The organism is Sodalis sp. dw_96, assembly GCF_018449575.1.
In the GTDB taxonomy this organism is placed as follows: domain Bacteria; phylum Pseudomonadota; class Gammaproteobacteria; order Enterobacterales; family Enterobacteriaceae; genus Acerihabitans.
This window is the reverse complement of sequence record NZ_JAAVUT010000002.1, coordinates 353,550-370,906: the sequence shown is the minus strand read 5'-3', so window position 1 is coordinate 370,906 and position 17,357 is coordinate 353,550. Positions and strand designations below refer to the sequence as shown.

Annotated in this window: 17 protein-coding genes; 15 read left to right on the top strand and 2 right to left on the bottom strand. The window is 56.7% G+C overall.

Annotation, left to right across the window (positions count from 1 at the left end; genetic code table 11):
* Window positions 1-148: 148 nt before the first annotated feature.
* Both HB631_RS04805 and HB631_RS04800 read left to right on the top strand, forming a co-directional pair.
* Window positions 149-769: a DUF1007 family protein gene (locus tag HB631_RS04805; RefSeq protein WP_255556829.1), complete on the top strand. Its 621-nt coding sequence runs from the start codon at window positions 149-151 to the stop codon at window positions 767-769.
* Window positions 760-1,884: a nickel/cobalt transporter gene (locus HB631_RS04800; protein WP_213989998.1), complete on the top strand. Its 1,125-nt coding sequence runs from the start codon at window positions 760-762 to the stop codon at window positions 1,882-1,884. Before HB631_RS04805 ends, HB631_RS04800 begins: the two co-directional genes overlap by 10 nt.
* Window positions 1,885-1,893: 9 nt before the next feature.
* Here HB631_RS04800 and suhB read toward each other — a convergent pair whose 3' ends face one another.
* Window positions 1,894-2,697, bottom strand: coding sequence for an inositol-1-monophosphatase (gene suhB, locus HB631_RS04795; protein ID WP_213989997.1), 804 nt, complete (start codon window positions 2,695-2,697; stop codon window positions 1,894-1,896).
* A 118-nt stretch (window positions 2,698-2,815) separates the two neighbouring features.
* Here suhB and trmJ point away from each other — a divergent pair, with 118 nt between their 5' ends.
* The 5 genes from trmJ (at window position 2,816) to sseB (ending at window position 8,056) form a co-directional block, all read left to right on the top strand.
* Entirely contained in the window at window positions 2,816-3,565 is a 750-nt protein-coding gene (gene trmJ / locus HB631_RS04790) for a tRNA (cytosine(32)/uridine(32)-2'-O)-methyltransferase TrmJ (protein WP_213989996.1), read from the top strand.
* 126 nt (window positions 3,566-3,691) lie between these two features.
* Window positions 3,692-4,189, top strand: a complete 498-nt coding sequence (gene iscR, locus HB631_RS04785; RefSeq protein WP_213989995.1) for a Fe-S cluster assembly transcriptional regulator IscR — start codon at window positions 3,692-3,694, stop codon at window positions 4,187-4,189.
* Window positions 4,190-4,242: 53 nt separating this feature from the next.
* A complete protein-coding gene (locus HB631_RS04780) occupies window positions 4,243-5,457 on the top strand; it encodes an IscS subfamily cysteine desulfurase (protein ID WP_213989994.1) in 1,215 nt (404 codons plus the stop codon).
* 372 nt (window positions 5,458-5,829) lie between these two features.
* The gene (pepB, locus tag HB631_RS04775) at window positions 5,830-7,125 is read left to right on the top strand and encodes an aminopeptidase PepB (RefSeq protein ID WP_213989993.1); all 1,296 of its coding nucleotides are present in this window, start codon (window positions 5,830-5,832) and stop codon (window positions 7,123-7,125) included.
* 127 nt (window positions 7,126-7,252) lie between these two features.
* Entirely contained in the window at window positions 7,253-8,056 is an 804-nt protein-coding gene (gene sseB / locus HB631_RS04770) for an enhanced serine sensitivity protein SseB (RefSeq protein WP_213989992.1), read from the top strand.
* On the opposite strand, the gene sseA is transcribed toward sseB, so the two are convergent.
* Window positions 8,047-8,904, bottom strand: a complete 858-nt coding sequence (gene sseA, locus HB631_RS04765; RefSeq protein ID WP_213989991.1) for a 3-mercaptopyruvate sulfurtransferase — start codon at window positions 8,902-8,904, stop codon at window positions 8,047-8,049. The two genes, sseB and sseA, sit on opposite strands and share 10 nt — an antisense overlap.
* A gap of 354 nt (window positions 8,905-9,258) precedes the next feature.
* On the opposite strand from sseA, the gene ndk reads away from it, so the two are divergent.
* The 8 genes from ndk (at window position 9,259) to bamB (ending at window position 17,274) form a co-directional block, all read left to right on the top strand.
* Window positions 9,259-9,690 carry a nucleoside-diphosphate kinase gene (gene ndk, locus HB631_RS04760; protein WP_213989990.1) on the top strand — a complete coding sequence of 144 codons (432 nt, stop codon included), beginning with the start codon at window positions 9,259-9,261 and terminating at the stop codon, window positions 9,688-9,690.
* A 169-nt stretch (window positions 9,691-9,859) separates the two neighbouring features.
* Window positions 9,860-11,038, top strand: a complete 1,179-nt coding sequence (locus HB631_RS04755) for a bifunctional tRNA (adenosine(37)-C2)-methyltransferase TrmG/ribosomal RNA large subunit methyltransferase RlmN (protein ID WP_213989989.1) — start codon at window positions 9,860-9,862, stop codon at window positions 11,036-11,038.
* A gap of 66 nt (window positions 11,039-11,104) precedes the next feature.
* The gene (gene pilW, locus HB631_RS04750; protein WP_213989988.1) at window positions 11,105-11,854 is read left to right on the top strand and encodes a type IV pilus biogenesis/stability protein PilW; all 750 of its coding nucleotides are present in this window, start codon (window positions 11,105-11,107) and stop codon (window positions 11,852-11,854) included.
* Entirely contained in the window at window positions 11,844-12,869 is a 1,026-nt protein-coding gene (gene rodZ, locus HB631_RS04745) for a cytoskeleton protein RodZ (protein ID WP_213989987.1), read from the top strand. The genes pilW and rodZ overlap by 11 nt, the downstream gene beginning before the upstream one ends.
* Before the next feature lie 30 nt (window positions 12,870-12,899).
* On the top strand, window positions 12,900-14,021 hold the full coding sequence (ispG, locus tag HB631_RS04740; RefSeq protein WP_213989986.1) for a flavodoxin-dependent (E)-4-hydroxy-3-methylbut-2-enyl-diphosphate synthase: 1,122 nt from the start codon (window positions 12,900-12,902) through the stop codon (window positions 14,019-14,021).
* 149 nt (window positions 14,022-14,170) lie between these two features.
* Complete coding sequence (gene hisS / locus HB631_RS04735) at window positions 14,171-15,445, top strand: histidine--tRNA ligase (RefSeq protein WP_213989985.1); 1,275 nt, start codon at window positions 14,171-14,173, stop codon at window positions 15,443-15,445.
* Window positions 15,446-15,458: 13 nt separating this feature from the next.
* The gene (locus HB631_RS04730; RefSeq protein WP_213989984.1) at window positions 15,459-16,082 is read left to right on the top strand and encodes a tetratricopeptide repeat protein; all 624 of its coding nucleotides are present in this window, start codon (window positions 15,459-15,461) and stop codon (window positions 16,080-16,082) included.
* 10 nt (window positions 16,083-16,092) lie between these two features.
* Window positions 16,093-17,274, top strand: a complete 1,182-nt coding sequence (gene bamB, locus HB631_RS04725; RefSeq protein WP_213989983.1) for an outer membrane protein assembly factor BamB — start codon at window positions 16,093-16,095, stop codon at window positions 17,272-17,274.
* Window positions 17,275-17,357 lie beyond the last annotated feature (83 nt).

The following is a 17,357-nucleotide window of genomic DNA, read 5'->3' as shown; positions in this document are numbered from 1 at the left end:
GCGGTGGCGAATGCCTTTCCGCTAGCATCGCCGCTGATGGATTAATCGATTCTGAAAGGTGAAACAACGTTGAGGTGGCGAGGTGGTGCGAGGAGTTGTCTTGGCGTTATATCGTCAAAAAAGTGATCGGCGGCAAAAACCGCCATGGCTGCTTTTGCTGGGGCTTACCCTGGGTATAAGCCAGGGGGCGTTCGCTCATCCCCACAGCTTTATTGATATGAAAACTGAAATCATCAGCCGGGATAACCATCTCAGCGGCTTCAAGATGACCTGGACCATGGATGAAATCACGTCCGCCGATGTCTTTTATGACGATGCCAATGCCAAGCCGGATTCGGTGGCCTGGAAAAAGCTGGCGGCGCAAGTGATGGCCAATGTGCTGGGCCAGCACTATTTTACCGAGGTATATCGAGACGGACAGCGGGTTAAATTTGAGGATATGCCGGCGGAGTACCATTTGTACCGCAACGGACAAAAGGCGGTCTTGATGTTCGTATTGCCCCTGGCTCATCCGCCGCTGCTGGCGGGCGGCCCCATCCAGTTCTCGACCTATGATCCCACCTATTTTGTCGATATGACCTATCATGACGAGACCGCCATTACCTTGCCCGCCGCGCTGTCCGCGGGCTGTAAGCTGACCTTGATGACTCCCAAGCCCAATCCCTCCCTGCAGGCCTACGCGCTCTCGCTGGATAATCCCGGTTCGAAGGGGATGGATACCAGCCTGGGCAAACAATTCGCGCAACAGGTGCAACTGCAATGTCACTGATGACCGCTTCCGGGCCAGGCTCCCGCAATGTACGCTATTGGTTGGCGGGGCTCTGGCCGTTTTGGCTGTTTCTGTTCGCCGCATTGACGGCGATACGCTACCTGGTCGCCTACTGGCCGATGATCCTGTTGAAAAGCGTGGTATGGCAGGAGCAACTGCACCAGCATTTGGCGCAACTGCTCTATCAGGTCCGGCAAGACCCGGGGCGGGCCGGTTTATCGCTGCTGCTGTTCAGTCTGGTTTACGGTGTATTGCACGCGGTGGGACCGGGCCACGGCAAAGTTGTGCTCACCACCTATCTGGCTACCCATCCATCCAGATTGAAACTCAGTATCGCCATGACGCTGGCGGCATCCCTGCTGCAAGGAGGCATGGCTATTATTCTGGTGAGCGTGGTCTTGGTGGGGCTGCACCTTTCTTCCCGTGTACTGCATCTGGGGGAGTTCTGGCTGGAAAAGAGCAGTTATGTTCTGGTGGCTTTTCTGGGGGCGCTGTTATGCCGGCGGGCATTGCTGAAACTGCGTGATATCATCCGGCGTTTCAGGCACGGGGGGCAGCGATATTTCGGGTCCATCACGTCACTGCGCTATGTGGCGGACGAACCTTTAACGGCGGGGCGTCAGTACCGGGCCGGCTTGGCTTATCCGCCCCTGGCGGCGCGGCAGCGTTTTTCGTTACCCCCGGCCAGCCCGGATCATCCAGCGGATTGTGGTTGCGGGCACCACCATCTGCCGGATGAATCGGCGCTACAGGTAGCCGCGGGCTGGCGAACCCGCGTGGCGGTGGTGTTGGCGATGGGATTTCGTCCCTGTTCAGGCGCGGTGCTGGTATTGCTGTTCGCCAAAGTGATAGGGGTTTACGGCTGGGGGATGGTGTCCGCGCTGGTGATGGCCGCCGGGACATCGATGACCCTGCTCACGCTGGCTTTTCTGGTGTTTTTCAGCCGCCGGGTTGCCGAAAATCTCACCCGACGCCATACTCCGGGGGCATCGGCCGGTGTTGCCTGGGCAACATTATCGCTGGCCGGCGGTTTGCTGCTGATTGCCGCCGGGGTGGTACTCTATATCAGCGCCCAGCCGCTGCTTATGGGCGCTGTCAGGCCGTTCAGCCATTAAGGGCTGATGTTAGCGCCGCAGCGCGTCGCTGAGCTCGTCACGCATGTTGGAAAGCATGGCTTTCACCACCCTGGGATTGCCCGCCACCAGGTTGCCGGACTGCCAATAGTCATGGCCGCCGACAAAATCGGTTACCAGGCCGCCGGCTTCGCGCACCAGCAAATCACCGCCGGCGTAATCCCAGGGTTTCAGTCCGATTTCGAAGAAGCCGTCCACCCGTCCGGCCGCCACATAGGCCAGATCCAGCGCGGCGGAGCCGCTGCGGCGGAAATCGGCGCATTGGGTAAACAGTTTGCCCAGCAGGTTGATATAGGTAGCCGCATGCTGCTTGGCCTTAAAAGGGAAACCGGTGGCCAGAATGGTTCCATCCAGATCGCGGGCGGTGCTGCCGCGCAGGCGGTAACCGTTCAACTGGGTGCCCTGGCCGCGAGAGGAGGTAAAGAGTTCGTTGCGCATGGGATCATACACCACCGCCACTTCGGTACGGCCTTTAATGCGCACGGCAATGGAAACGGCGAAATGGGGGAGGTGTTTGATGAAATTGGTGGTGCCATCCAGTGGGTCGATTATCCATTGTACGTCCTGATCCTCGCCGGTCAGTTCACCGCACTCTTCGCTGATAACGGTGTGCTGCGGGTAGGATTTACGAATTACCTCGATGATCAGCCGTTCCGCTTCGCGATCGACGTTGGTCACAAAATCGTTGTCGCCTTTCTGGCTGGCTTCGACGGCATCAGGAGTTTCATAATGTTTGGCTATTAAATTACCCGCCTTTCGCGCAGCGCGAATGGCGATGTTAAGCATCGGATGCATGGATATCGTCCACTAAGATGTTAAAGAACTAAAACGGCGCGGAGTATAGCAGAGCTTCGGTAAAAAACCTACGATTGTGATAACATATTGCCCACTTTCCCATTAGCTTTGAAAGACTATGCTGCACAATATTCGCGTTGTTCTGGTTGAAACATCCCATACCGGCAATATCGGGTCCGCCGCCCGGGCCATGAAAACCATGGGGTTGAGTAATCTTTATCTGGTTAACCCGTTGACCAAACCCGATTCACAGGCTATTGCCCTTTCCGCCGGCGCCAGCGATATCATCGGCAACGCCACCATAGTCGACAGTCTCGACGAGGCGCTGGCCGGTTGCGGCCTGGTGGTGGGTACCAGCGCGCGCTCCCGCACCTTGCCCTGGCCGATGCTGGAACCCCGGGAATGCGGCGTTAAAAGCGTCGAGGCCAGCGAGCACGCGCCGGTGGCGCTGCTTTTCGGCCGCGAGCGCGTAGGCCTGACCAACGAAGAGCTGCAGAAATGCCATTTTCACGTGATGATCCCCGCCAACCCGGAATACAGCTCGCTGAATCTGGCGATGGCGGTGCAAATCCTGGCCTATGAGATCCGTGTGGCCTACCTGGAAGGGCAGAATGCCGTCGCGCCGGCCCATGATGAAGCGTCCCCTTACCCGCTGGCGGATGAACTGGAGCGGTTTTACCAGCATCTGGAACAGGTGTTGATCCGCACCGGCTTTATCCGGGCGGCACATCCCGGCCAGGTGATGAACAAGCTGCGCCGGCTGTTTGTCCGCGCCCGTCCGGAAAGCCAGGAACTGCATATCCTGCGCGGCATCCTGACCTCGATAGAACATCCGCCGGTGGTAAAAAACGAGTCGGATCCCGGATAAGACTTTGCTCAATCGATGAAGTCGGATCGCGGGTAATACTTGAGTAAATTGGTTGGTTAAATAGTTGACTAAATTACTCAGGAATGGCAGACTTTTGACATATTTCACCAAACGGGAATTATTATCATGAGACTTACTTCTAAAGGCCGTTATGCGGTTACCGCCATGCTTGACGTTGCACTGCATTCACAAGAAGGGCCCGTTCCACTGGCGGAAATCTCCGAACGCCAGGGTATCTCCCTCTCTTACCTCGAACAACTCTTTTCTCGTTTGCGTAAAAATGATCTGGTTGCCAGCGTACGCGGTCCCGGCGGCGGTTATCTGCTGGGTAAAGCGGCGGATCAAATCGCCGTCGGCGCCATTATCACCGCCGTGGATGAATCGGTGGACGCCACCCGTTGCCAGGGCAAAGAAGGCTGCCAGAACGGCGATCGCTGCCTGACCCACACATTATGGCGTGATCTCAGCGTGCGCATCAGCGATTTTCTCAATAATATTTCCCTGGCCGAACTGGTGCAGAACGAAGAAATCCTGGATGTGGCCGACAGGCAAGATAACGATACCCGCCGCACCGCCACAAACGGGCGCATACAAGAAACCATTAATGTTAATCTGCGCGCATAAGCAGAAATACGGCATCTGGCATAGTTTGAAGTAATGTACGGAGCGTAATAGCAATGAAATTACCGATTTATCTGGATTATTCGGCCACCACACCGGCCGATCCTCGGGTTGCCGAAAAAATGATGCAGTTTTTGACCCTGGACGGTATTTTTGGCAACCCGGCTTCCCGTTCTCACCGTTTCGGGTGGCAGGCGGAGGAAGCGGTAGATATTGCGCGCAATCACATCGCGGAGCTGGTGGGTGCGGACCCGCGTGAAATCGTGTTTACCTCCGGCGCCACCGAATCGGACAACCTGGCGATAAAAGGCGCGGCCCATTTTAACCGGGACAAAGGCAAACACATCATTACCAGCAAAACGGAACATAAAGCCGTGCTGGATACCTGTTCCCAGTTGGAAAACGAAGGATTCGACGTCACCTATCTCTCGCCGCAGCGCAACGGCCTTCTCGATTTGCAACAGTTGGCGGGTGCGATGCGCGACGATACCGTCCTGGTATCCGTCATGCACGTCAATAATGAAATCGGCGTGGTGCAGGATATCGCGGCCATCGGTGAAATGTGCCGCAGCCGTGGCATTATTTTTCATGTGGATGCCACCCAGAGCGTCGGCAAGCTCCCTATCGATCTCACCGAGCTGCAGGTGGATTTGATGTCCTTTACCGCCCATAAGATCTACGGACCCAAAGGTATCGGCGCACTGTATGTCCGCCGTAAGCCCCGGGTGCGTATCGAGGCGCAGATGCACGGCGGCGGCCATGAACGCGGCATGCGCTCCGGCACCCTGCCGGTGCACCAAATCGTCGGCATGGGCGAAGCGTACCGCATCGCCAGGGAAGAGATGTCCATTGAGGTGCCGCGTCTGCGGTCGCTGCGCGACAGGTTATGGAACGGCATCAAGGATATGAAAGAGGTTTATCTCAACGGCTGCCTGGAGCGGGGCGCGCCGAATATTCTCAATGTCAGCTTCAACTATGTGGATGGCGAATCCCTTATCATGGCGCTGAAAGACCTGGCGGTGTCATCCGGATCCGCCTGCACTTCCGCCAGCCTGGAGCCTTCCTACGTGCTGCGCGCGCTGGGATTGGATGACGAGCTGGCGCACAGTTCCATTCGTTTTTCCCTCGGGCGTTTTACCACCGCCGAGGAAATCGACTACGCCATCCAGCAGGTACATCAAGCCATCGGCCGCCTGCGTGAACTCTCCCCGCAGTGGGCAATGTTCAAGCAGGGCGTGGACACCGGCAGCATCGAATGGACCCGGCGCTAACCCTTCACGTTTTATGCCTGCACCGGGTCGAAGGCTTGTACTGTCGCGGCGGGAAAAGCATCGGATGATACCTGCCCGGACTGCCGGTAAGCGGGAAAATGCCGATAAAAACCCTGACTTCCTCTTGCGCAATATGCCGTTAAGCCGATATTTTAGCGGGCAATAAGCCCGATTGCGGGAAGTTGCTGCTGAATGTCATCCCATTGTCATTAGCTTTAGAGACCATCGGCGGGCCTTATCCTGCCAAGTCAATGAGGCGGGGCACTTGGCAAGCAATTGAAAGCGGTGCCCGGAAGTGGGCGAGAGAATTTGTCACTGTACCGGATACGTACAGAATTGCCTCACACAAACAACTATTATAGGAGTCATAGCATGACAACTGAAGCGATGCCGGTCACGCTATCAACGGTAGCGGCGGATCCCCGTTGGGGCGAAAAAACGCTGTTGAGTGCCAACGATCGGGGAATGACCCTTCACCTGACCGGCGAGAATGCGCTGATGGAAATCCAGCGCGGGGCACGTAAAATTGACGGGCAGGGCGTGAAACATGTCCGCCTGGAAGGCGACGGTTGGGATCTTGAACGCTGCTGGTCTTTCTGGCAGGGCTACCGGGGGCCGAAAGGACAACGGACCATCGACTGGCCGGAATTGGCGAACGACGCCCGACAAGAGCTGGATAACCGGCTGAAAGTGATCGACTGGGTGCGCCATACCATCAATACCCCGGCGGAAGAATTGGGTCCGGAGCAGTTGGCCCAGCGCGCGGTGGATATCATGTGCCACGTTTCAAGCGACATCAATTACCGTATCACCAAGGCCGAGGATCTGCGCGAGAACAACTATATGGGCATCCATAGCGTCGGTCGCGGATCGGAAAGGCAGCCGGTTCTGCTCTCCCTGGACTACAACCCGAGCGGCAACCCGGATGAACCGGTGTTGGCATGCCTGGTGGGCAAGGGTATCACCTTCGACAGCGGCGGCTACAGCCTGAAAGGCAGCAGCTTCATGGATTCGATGAAATCCGATATGGGCGGCGCGGCCACCGTCACCGGCGCATTGGCCCTGGCCATCGCCCGCGGTCTGAAAAAACGCGTGCGCCTGTATCTGTGTTGCGCAGACAACATGGTCAGCGGCAACGCGTTCAAGCTGGGCGATATCATCCGCTATCGCAACGGTAAAAGCGTGGAAGTCATGAATACCGATGCCGAGGGCCGGCTGGTGCTGGCGGACGGCCTTATCGACGCCTCGTCGAAAAAACCCCGCATCATTATCGATTGCGCGACCTTGACCGGCGCGGCTAAAACCGCCTTGGGCAATGATTACCACGCGTTGTTCAGCTTTGACGATGTCTTGGCCCAATCACTGCTACAGAGCGCCGAGCAGGAAAACGAGCCTTTCTGGCGCCTGCCGCTGGCGGAGTTCCACCGTTCCCAATTGCCGTCCAACTTTGCCGATCTCAGCAATGTGGCGGGGGCGTCATATACCGCCGGTGCCAGCACGGCGGCGGCTTTCCTGTCCCATTTTGTGGAAAACTACCGGCAGGGCTGGCTGCATATCGACTGTTCAGCCACCTACCGCAAGAGCGCGGTGGATCAATGGTCCGCCGGCGCCACCGGGTTGGGGGTACGTACTCTGGCTAATCTGCTACTGTCACAGGCGGCCGAATAATCTTTTTTGTCCATGAACCGATGTGCCGGTGTGTTCAATCTATTGCCGCTCGGGACAACACGTCTCGGGTCTGCGCCATGGATGAAAGGCGCCGGTAACGGGGACGTCAAGATTAACGGAGAATATCATGACTCAAAATAATGCGGCTCAGGTGAATGCGCTGGATATTGCCCTCAAACAGGCGGCCGGCGAACCGGCCCACCGGCCGGCTTTTTTTCGCCTGCTGATGGAATCGACGGTTTTTGTGCTGGGGGATGCCGGCGACGGCTGGATAGCCGGAGCGGCCCGCCAGGACGGCGAGCAACCGGTTAATCTGCAACATTGGGAAAAACCGGACGGCACCACCGCCATTCCGTTTTTTACCTCAATGGAAGCGCTGCAACAGGCGGTCACCGAACCCCAGCCGTTTATGGCGCTGCCCACCCGGACGCTGTTCGCCATGACGGCGGGGGCGGAACTGTTCCTGAACCCAAAGCTGCCTTACGGCAAGTCTTTTGGGCCGGATGAAATTGCCGCCCTGATGATGAACGGCGGCGATGCCCTTACCGAGCGTGAAATCCTCGAGGGCGAGATGCGTTTCTCGCTCACTGATACTGAGCAAAAACCGGCGCAGATGGTTAATTCCCTCACCAGGCTATTCGCCGATTACAAACAGGTCCGCCGGGCTTTTATGGTGCAGATTCGCGACGAACCCGAGGATCCGCCGCATTGGCTGATTGGGTTGGAATGCGAGGGGGATGCCGAGGCCGCTATCGAAGCGGCGGGACAGGTGGCGACAGACACCGCTCCCGACGAACAGCCGGTGGACCTTTGCCTTGTGGGGGAGGACGAACCGGGCATCAGTCATTATTTTATCCACCACATCCAGCCGTTCTATGAGCGTAAATGGGGCAGTTGGCTGCGGACCCTGCGGGAAGGGAATCAGTCCTGAGGGCCGGCCGCAATAGGCACATCGTCGCGACCGCCCCATTCGCTCCATGAACCGTCATAGAGCGCCACGTCATCCACGCCCAGCGCGGTGAGCGCCAGTACAGCCACCGCCGCGGTGACCCCCGAACCGCAGCTGGCCACCAGAGGCCTGCCGGTATCGATTCCCGCCTGCTTTAACAGCGATTGCAGTTCTTCCGGGGTTTTCAGCTCCCCGTCCCGTACCAGTTCACTCCACGGCAGATTGCAACTGCCGGGAATATGGCCGCGATGCAGACCGGGCCGCGGCTCCGGCGCCTGGCCGCTGAACCGGGCGGCGGGGCGGGCATCAACTATCTGCGCCGAGCGGTCGGCGATAATCCGGCGGATATCCGCCAGGCTTTTCACCTGCCCCTCCGCCATGCGGGGACGGAAGGTCCGCGGGGCCGGGACCACCGGTCCCTCGGCCAGGGGCAGACCGGCCCGTTGCCAACCCGCCAGCCCGCCCGCCAGCAACGAGACCTGCTCCACACCGGCAATGACATGCAGCATCCACCAGGCTCGGGGAGCGGAAAACAGCGAACCGTCATCATACACCACCAGATGCTGCCTATCGCCCACCCCAAGCGACTCCATGGCGGCGGCGAACGTCCCGGCGGAGGTCAGCATGTGCGGAAGCGCGCTGTGACTATCGGACAAGGCCTCGATATCGAACATCACTGCTTCCGGCAGGTGCTCCGCCAGATACTCCACCCGCAAATCGCGCGGCCCCTGGTAACCGGGCGGCAACATACGAGCATCCAAAACCCGAAGCGAAGGATCGTGAATATGGGCCTGCAGCCAGGCCGGGGAGACAAACAGCGAAGAGGTCATAACGGTGCTCCGTGGTTGCGCCGCGGCGGGTCATTTAACCGGCGCGGCCCATAAGATGAGGCATTGTCGATGATTTTTATCCTGCGGACAAGGGCATTGCTCAGGAGAGGACTCACCGGACGGAATTTAATTTTTGAGCGATTTGCACGTAATTTGCGCTGGTATAAAACTTTTTTTTATGGAAAATAGAATAGCCCCTTGAAAAGTAGGGAATAAGCTAAATATTTTTTAATGGAATGTTGCATTTCTGATAGGCAAAAGCCTATACGATCCCTATAATTTGCGCCACTTGAACAGGTCGACACAACAAACGATTAACTCGGCCATTTATTAATTTGTTACAAAGAGGTCTTTATGACGATAGAGCGTACTTTTTCCATCGTGAAACCCAATGCGGTGGCAAAGAATGTCATCGGCGCCATTTATGGGCGCTTCGAAAGCGCCGGCTTGAAGATTATTGCCGCTAAAATGCTGCAGTTGACCCGCGAGCAGGCCGAAGGCTTTTATGCCGAGCATCGGGGAAAACCTTTTTATGACGGGCTGGTGGGGTTCATGATCTCCGGTCCGGTAATGGTCCAGGTTCTGGAAGGTGAAGATGCCGTGCGCCGCAACCGTGAAATCATGGGCGCCACCAACCCGGCCAATGCCCTGGCCGGCACGCTGCGCAGCGACTATGCCGACAGCCTGACGGAAAATGCCGTGCATGGTTCCGATGCCCATGAATCCGCCGCGCGTGAGATCGCTTATTTCTTCAGCGAAGATGAAATTTGTCCCCGCGCGCGCTAATCGCCGCCGCACTATAGATAAAAAAGCGGGACTGCTGCTTTTAAGCAGCGCCGCTCTGCGCTAAAATCTATACCCAATGCGCCCCGGATGAGGTGGTAATACGCACTCGGACGGGGCATTTCTTTATCTTTTCCGCGCCATAACGTGTAATAACGAGGCCTTCATCACAATGTCAGAGCAATATGTACCTGAAATACCGCCAGTGGCGGTGGAACTCGCCGAGCCCGCATCCCTCAACCAAAAGCTGAATTTGCTGGATATGAATCGCCAGCAGATGCGCGAATTTTTCCTCGGCCTGGGCGAAAAACCCTTTCGTGCGGATCAGGTCATGAAGTGGATGTATCACTATTGCAGCGACGATTTTGATCAGATGACCGATATCAATAAGAATTTGCGCGGCAAATTAAAAGCATTGACCGAAATTCGCGCGCCGGAAGTGGCCAGCGAGCAGCGTTCCAGCGACGGCACCATCAAATGGGCGATTAAAGTCGGCGATCAGCAGGTAGAAACCGTTTACATCCCTGAAGAGGATCGCGCCACGCTGTGTGTCTCCTCCCAAGTGGGCTGCGCTCTTCAATGTACGTTCTGCTCCACCGGCCAGCAGGGATTCAACCGTAACCTCCGGGTGTCCGAAATCATCGGCCAGGTCTGGCGCGCGGCGAAGATTATCGGTGCCGCCAAGGTCACCGGCCAGCGGCCTATCACCAATGTGGTGATGATGGGCATGGGCGAACCGCTGCTCAACCTGTCCAACGTGGTGCCGGCCATGGAAATCATGCTGGACGATTTTGGCTTTGGCCTGTCAAAACGCCGCGTCACCCTGTCCACCTCGGGTGTGGTGCCTGCACTGGACAAATTGGGCGACATGATTGACGTGGCGTTGGCCATTTCGCTGCATGCCCCTACCGACGCCATCCGCGACGAAATCGTCCCCATCAACAAAAAATACAATATCGAGATGTTCCTGGCGTCGGTCCGCCGCTACCTGGATAAATCCAATGCCAACCAGGGACGGGTGACGGTGGAGTATGTCATGCTGGATCATATCAACGACGGTACGGAACACGCGCATCAGCTGGCGGAGTGTTTGAAAGACACCCCCTGCAAGATTAACCTGATTCCCTGGAACCCCTTCCCGGGAGCACCCTACGGACGCAGCTCCAATAGCCGGGTCGATCGTTTCTCCAAGGTATTAATGGATTATGGTTTTACCACCATCGTGCGAAAAACCCGGGGTGACGATATTGATGCCGCCTGCGGGCAGTTGGCCGGGGACGTGATTGACCGTACCAAACGCACCCTGAATAAGCGTATGGCCGGGGAGCCTATCGCGGTGAGAACCTTGTGATAAATCGCCGCCGGACCGGCGGTGACTGAAATTAACCGAATCTTCAGAGGATAAAAGGGAACAGGCATGACGCTGAGACGGTTAACTGGAGTATTATTGCTATTTGGGTTATTGAATGGATGCGCTGGTGACAGACATGATACCGAGATATCATCGAAGTCGTCTCAAACCCGGCTGCAGTTGGGTATGGAATACCTGGCGGCCAATAAATTGGATGCGGCGCGGCAAAATCTCGACAAGGCGGTAAAAGGCGCGCCCGCGGATTACCGCACCCAGTTGGGCATGGCGCTTTATGAACAACGGGTCGGCGAAAATGACGCCGCGCAGAACCGTTATAACCTGGCGCTGAAATTGGCACCGCAAAACGCCACGGTACTGAATAATTACGGTGCGTTTTTATGTAGTTTAGGGCAGTATGTATCGGCGCAACAACAGTTTGCTGCGGCGGCACAGTCAACGGATTATGGGCAGGTTGCCGATAGTCTGGAAAATGCCGGTTATTGTTTTTTCAAAGCCGGTCAAAACGATGAGGCGCGGATATTACTCGGTCGAGCGCTGAAATACGACCCGGAAAAGGGCGTAACGTTGCTGGCGGAATCAAATCGGCAATTCAGTGAAGGGAAAGGCGATAAAGCACAACAATTATTGGATGTTTATCAGCATATTCTTCCGGCAAGTGCTGAAAGTTTATGGTTACAGATTCGTTTCGCTGCGTTAGCGGGACGCCACAATGACGTTCAACGTTATGGCACACGGCTTGCGCGAAGTTTTCCACAATCTAAACAGTACCAGCAGTTCCTAGCTAATGAATACTGAAGCCCTCCAAGATCAGACAGCATCAACAACGACAGGCGGACGCCTGCGTCAGGCCCGTGAACAAATGGGACTCAGCCAGCAGGCCGTGGCCGAAAGGCTATGCCTGAAGGTCACTACCGTGAAGGAAATAGAGGAGGATAGAGCCAATCCCAATCTGGCCTCGACCTTCTTGCGGGGTTATATCCGCTCCTATGCCCGGTTGGTTCACGTTTCCGAAGAAGAAATTTTGCCGATGATGGCGAAACAGGCGCCGGTCCGAGCCTCGAAGGTCGCGCCGATGCAGACCTTCGCCCTCGGAAAAACCCGCAAAAAGCGGGACGGCTGGTTAATGGGATTTACCTGGCTCATTTTGTTCGTGGTGATAGGCCTGACCGGCGCATGGTGGTGGCAAAACCACCAGGCGCAGCAAAAGGATATCTCCGATATGGCCGGTCAATCCTCCACGCGGCTAAACCAGGGAGGCGGTGATAATGACAATACCGCTTCCGGCGGCCAAGCCGGCGACGATAATACCGGCGGCGATGATGCGGGCCAAGTGACGGCGGATCAGTCCCACGGCAGCGATGCCGCCGCCACGGGCAGCACCCCGTCTGCCACACCGGCCCAGCCGGGTACGGCAGCGGCGCCCGCCGATAACGGCGCCAATGCCAATGGCGCGACCTCACCGGCGACGGCGCAAAATAACGCGCCGACGGCCGTGTCGACTTCTTCGGCAACCCCGCCGCAGCCTGCAGCTCCGGCTCCGGCGGCAACTGAAGGCGAGGCCGGCACCAACGGCTTGGTCATGAATTTCACCGCCGATTGCTGGTTGGAAGTCTCCGACGCCACCGGTAAAAAGCTGTTCAGCGGTACGCAGCGTCCCGGCGGCAAGCTTAATCTGGCCGGGCAGGCACCGTTTAAATTAAAAATCGGCGCGCCTGCGGCGGTCACTATCCAATATCAAGGCAAGCCGGTGGATTTAAGCCGTTATGTCAGGTCAAACCAGGTTGCACGACTCACCATAGCCGCTAATTAGGCTGCATTGAGCAATTATGGAGAGAATGTAATGCATAATAACGCACCCATTAAGCGCCGGAAATCTACTCGGATCTATGTCGGCAAGGTGCCGATTGGTGACGGGGCGCCTATCGCCGTACAATCGATGACTAATACCCGCACCACCGATGTTGCGGCGACGGTGCGGCAAATTCAGGCGCTGGAGCGTGTGGGTGTCGATATTGTCCGTGTTTCCGTGCCGACCATGGATGCGGCGGACGCTTTCCGCCTGATAAAACAGCAGGTCGGCGTTCCGCTGGTAGCGGATATCCACTTTGACTATCGCATCGCGCTGAAAGTGGCCGAGTTCGGGGTTGACTGCCTGCGGATTAATCCGGGCAATATCGGCAGCGAAGCGCGTATTCGATCAGTGGTTGACTGCGCCCGCGATAAAAATATTCCCATACGCATCGGCGTCAACGCCGGTTCGCTGGAGCGTGACATCCAGGAGAAATATGGCGAACCCACGCCGGAAGCCCTGCTCGAATCCGCCATGCGCCATGTGGACATCCTGGATCGCCTCAATTTCCACCAGTTTAAAGTCAGTGTCAAAGCCTCGGATGTATTCCTGGCGGTTGAATCCTACCGTTTGCTGGCGGCGCGCATCGACCAGCCCCTGCATCTGGGGATCACCGAAGCGGGCGGCGCGCGCAGCGGCGCGGTAAAATCCGCCATCGGCCTAGGCCTGCTGCTCAGTGAAGGTATCGGCGATACCCTGCGGATCTCGCTGGCGGCCGACCCGGTGGAGGAGGTCAAAGTGGGATTCGATATTCTTAAATCCCTACGGATCCGCGCCCGCGGCATAAACTTCATTGCTTGTCCCACCTGCTCGCGCCAGGAGTTCGATGTCATCGGCACGGTCAATGCCTTAGAACAGCGGCTGGAAGATATCGTCACCCCAATGGATGTGTCCATTATCGGCTGTGTGGTTAACGGTCCGGGGGAGGCGCTGGTGTCGACCATCGGCGTCACCGGCGGCCACAATAAAAGCGGTTTTTATGAAGACGGCGTACGCCAGCGGGACCGCTTCGATAACGAACAGATGATCGATCAGTTGGAAGCAAAAATCCGCGCCAAGGCGGCCATGCTTGATGACAGCAATCGCATTGTCGTTAATTTGATTGATAAGTAATGCTTTACCCTAAATAATTCGAGTTGCAGGAAGGCGGCGACGCAGCGAATCCCCCAGGAGCTTACTCAAGTAAGTGACTAGGGTGAGCGAGGAAAGCCAACGCACCTGCAACTTGAAGTATGACGGGTATATAACTAAAGAGAATCGACATGGCGAACAACATCCAGGCCATTCGCGGCATGAACGACTATTTGCCGGAAGAAACGGCAGTGTGGCAGCGTATCGAAGGCATATTGAAGGATGTACTGGCCGGCTACGGCTACAGTGAAATCCGGTTACCGATCGTTGAACAAACTCCTTTGTTTAAACGCGCTATCGGTGAAGTGACCGATGTTGTGGAAAAAGAGATGTATACCTTCGAGGATCGCAACGGCGATAGCCTGACGTTGCGGCCGGAAGGTACGGCGGGTTGTGTCCGCGCCGGCATTGAACACGGCTTGCTTTACAACCAGGAACAGCGCCTGTGGTACATTGGGCCGATGTTCCGGCATGAACGCCCGCAAAAAGGCCGTTATCGTCAGTTTCACCAGCTCGGCGCTGAGGTGTTCGGCCTGCAGGGGCCGGATATTGATGCGGAGCTGATTCTCCTTACCGCCCGCTGGTGGCGGGCGCTGGGTATCGACAAACATGTGGCCCTTGAGCTGAACTCCATCGGTTCTCTTGAAGCGCGCGCCGATTATCGCGACGCGCTGGTTGCCTTTTTGGAACAGCATCAGGAGAGGCTGGACGACGACTGCCGCCGTCGTATGTATGTCAATCCATTACGTGTTCTTGATACCAAAAACGAAGATATTCAGCTTTTGCTGAAGGATGCGCCGGTATTAACCGATTATCTTGATGAAGAGTCCCGTAAACACTTTGCCGGCTTGTGTGAACTTTTAGAGCAGGCAGGTATCCCATATACGGTTAATCCGAGTTTGGTTCGCGGCCTGGACTACTATAACCGCACGGTTTTCGAGTGGGTGACCGCCAGCCTCGGTTCGCAGGGGACGGTGTGCGGCGGCGGACGCTACGACGGATTGGTGGAACAGCTGGGCGGACGCGCCACTCCGGCGGTGGGTTTCGCCATGGGTCTGGAGCGTTTGGTACTGCTGGTGCAGGCGGCGAATCCGGACTTTAAACCTCGGCCGACGGTGGATGTCTATCTGATATCCTCCGGCGAGGCAACCCTGAGCGCGGCGATGGCCTTGGCGGAAAACCTCCGCGACGCTTTGCCCGCCCTGCGGTTGATGACCAACTACGGCGGCGGTAATTTCAAGAAGCAGTTCGGCCGAGCCGACAAATGGGGTGCACGGTTGGCCTTGGTTTTGGGAGAGAACGAAGTGGCCGCGCAGCAGGTGGTGGTGAAAGATCTGGCCACCGGCGCCCAGGAAACGCTGGCGCAAAGTGATGTGGCTGCACGGCTGGCATCGATTTTAGGTTAAGGAGAAGGACCACGTGGAAGTTTACAGCTCGGAAAACGAACAGCGCGAAGCGCTGGTGCGGTTTTTTGCGGATAACGGTAAGGCGCTGGTTATCGGCGTGATTATCGGTATCGCCGCGTTGGTGGGCTGGCGTTATTGGCACAACCATCAAAACGATTCGATGATGAAATCGTCGGCCTCCTGGCAGCAGGTCAACACGGCGCTCACCAGCGATGCGGACCAGCAGCGGGTCGACGCCGCGCAGAAGTTTGCCGACAGTAATAACAATAACTATGGTGCCTTGACCTCTATGGATTTGGCACGTTTTTATGCGGAAAAAGGTGATTTCACCACCGCGGAACGACAACTGAAGAAATCCTTAACCCAGACTAAAGAAGAAAATCTTCAGTCGTTGATTAATCTCCGTCTGGCTCGTGTTCAGCTTCAAGGGAAAAACGTGGACGGCGCGCTCACGACCCTGGCCGGCGTTAAACCTGCAGCCTGGTCGGCGCTGGCGGATGATATCCGCGGCGACGCCCAGCTGATCAAGGGTAATAACCAAGCGGCGCGGGACGCTTATGACAAAGCGCTTAAAGCGAATCCGCCGCAGGCATTACAAGCCTTGTTGCGCATGAAACTGAATAACTTGTCCAGCTAAGAGGGACCCCATGCAATTGCGTAAAACATGTTTCGTCGGACTGATTTCATTAGCTTTGCTTAGTGGCTGTTCGTGGTTTAGCGGTGAAGAGGATGTGGTCGTCATGTCACCGCTGCCTAAAGTGGACAATCAGTTCCAGCCGACCGAAGTCTGGAGTAAATCGGTCGGGAACGGTACCGGCGAATTTTATTCCAATCTTCACCCGGCCTGGCAAGATAACCGCGTATTCGCTGCGGATCGTCACGGTACGGTGAAAGCGTTGGATATTGATACCGGCAAGGAAATCTGGTCGGTGGATCTGTCGGAAAAAACCGGCTTTTTGTCCAGTAACCTGCCGGCATTATTATCCGGCGGTTTATCGGTGGCGGACAATCGTGTCTATGTCGGTAGCGAAAAGGCGGTGGTATACGCCCTGAGCGCCGACGACGGCACGGTGGCCTGGCAGACGAAAGTCGCCGGCGAAGCCGTCTCGACGCCGGTTATCAGCGACGGCCTGGTGCTGATTCATACCGGCAACGGCATGCTGCAAGCCCTCAACCAGACCGACGGCTCAATAAAATGGACTGCAAACCTGGATATGCCGCCGTTGACCCTACGGGGCGAGTCCGCACCGGTCACCGCCTTCGGCGCGGCGATTGTCGGCGGCGACAACGGCCGTGTCAGCGCCATCATGCTGGCGCAGGGCCAGATGATTTGGCAGCAGCGCATTTCACAAACCACCGGCGCGACGGAAATCGCCCGACTGGGTGATGTGAACACCTCGCCGGTGGTGGCCAATAACATGGTGTACGCCCTGGCTTACAACGGTAATTTGGCCGCATTGGATCTGCGTTCCGGCCAGATTGCCTGGAAGCGTGAAGTCGGTTCGGTTAACGATCTGATTGTGGACGGCAACCGGATTTATGTGGTGGACCAGGATGATCGGGTCCTGGCGCTGGATATTCAGGGCGGCGTCACCCTGTGGACGCAAAGCGAACTGCTGCACCGTAACCTGACATCACCGGTTTTGTTCGACGGTTATTTGGTGGCGGGCGACTCGCAAGGTTATCTGCATTGGGTAAATACTGACGACGGGCGTTTCGTGGCGCAGAATAAAGTGGACAGCTCCGGCTTGCAGAGCAAACCCGTGGTTGCCGGCGGTAAATTGTTGGTACAGGCCAACGGCGGTGAGGTTTACGCCTTTACCCGCTAAAAAATAGGTTTTTGCCCGTCTGTTTCTCAGTTTGCGGGTTATCAACGGCTCCTGACGTGTTCAGGAGCCGTTTTGTCTTATAT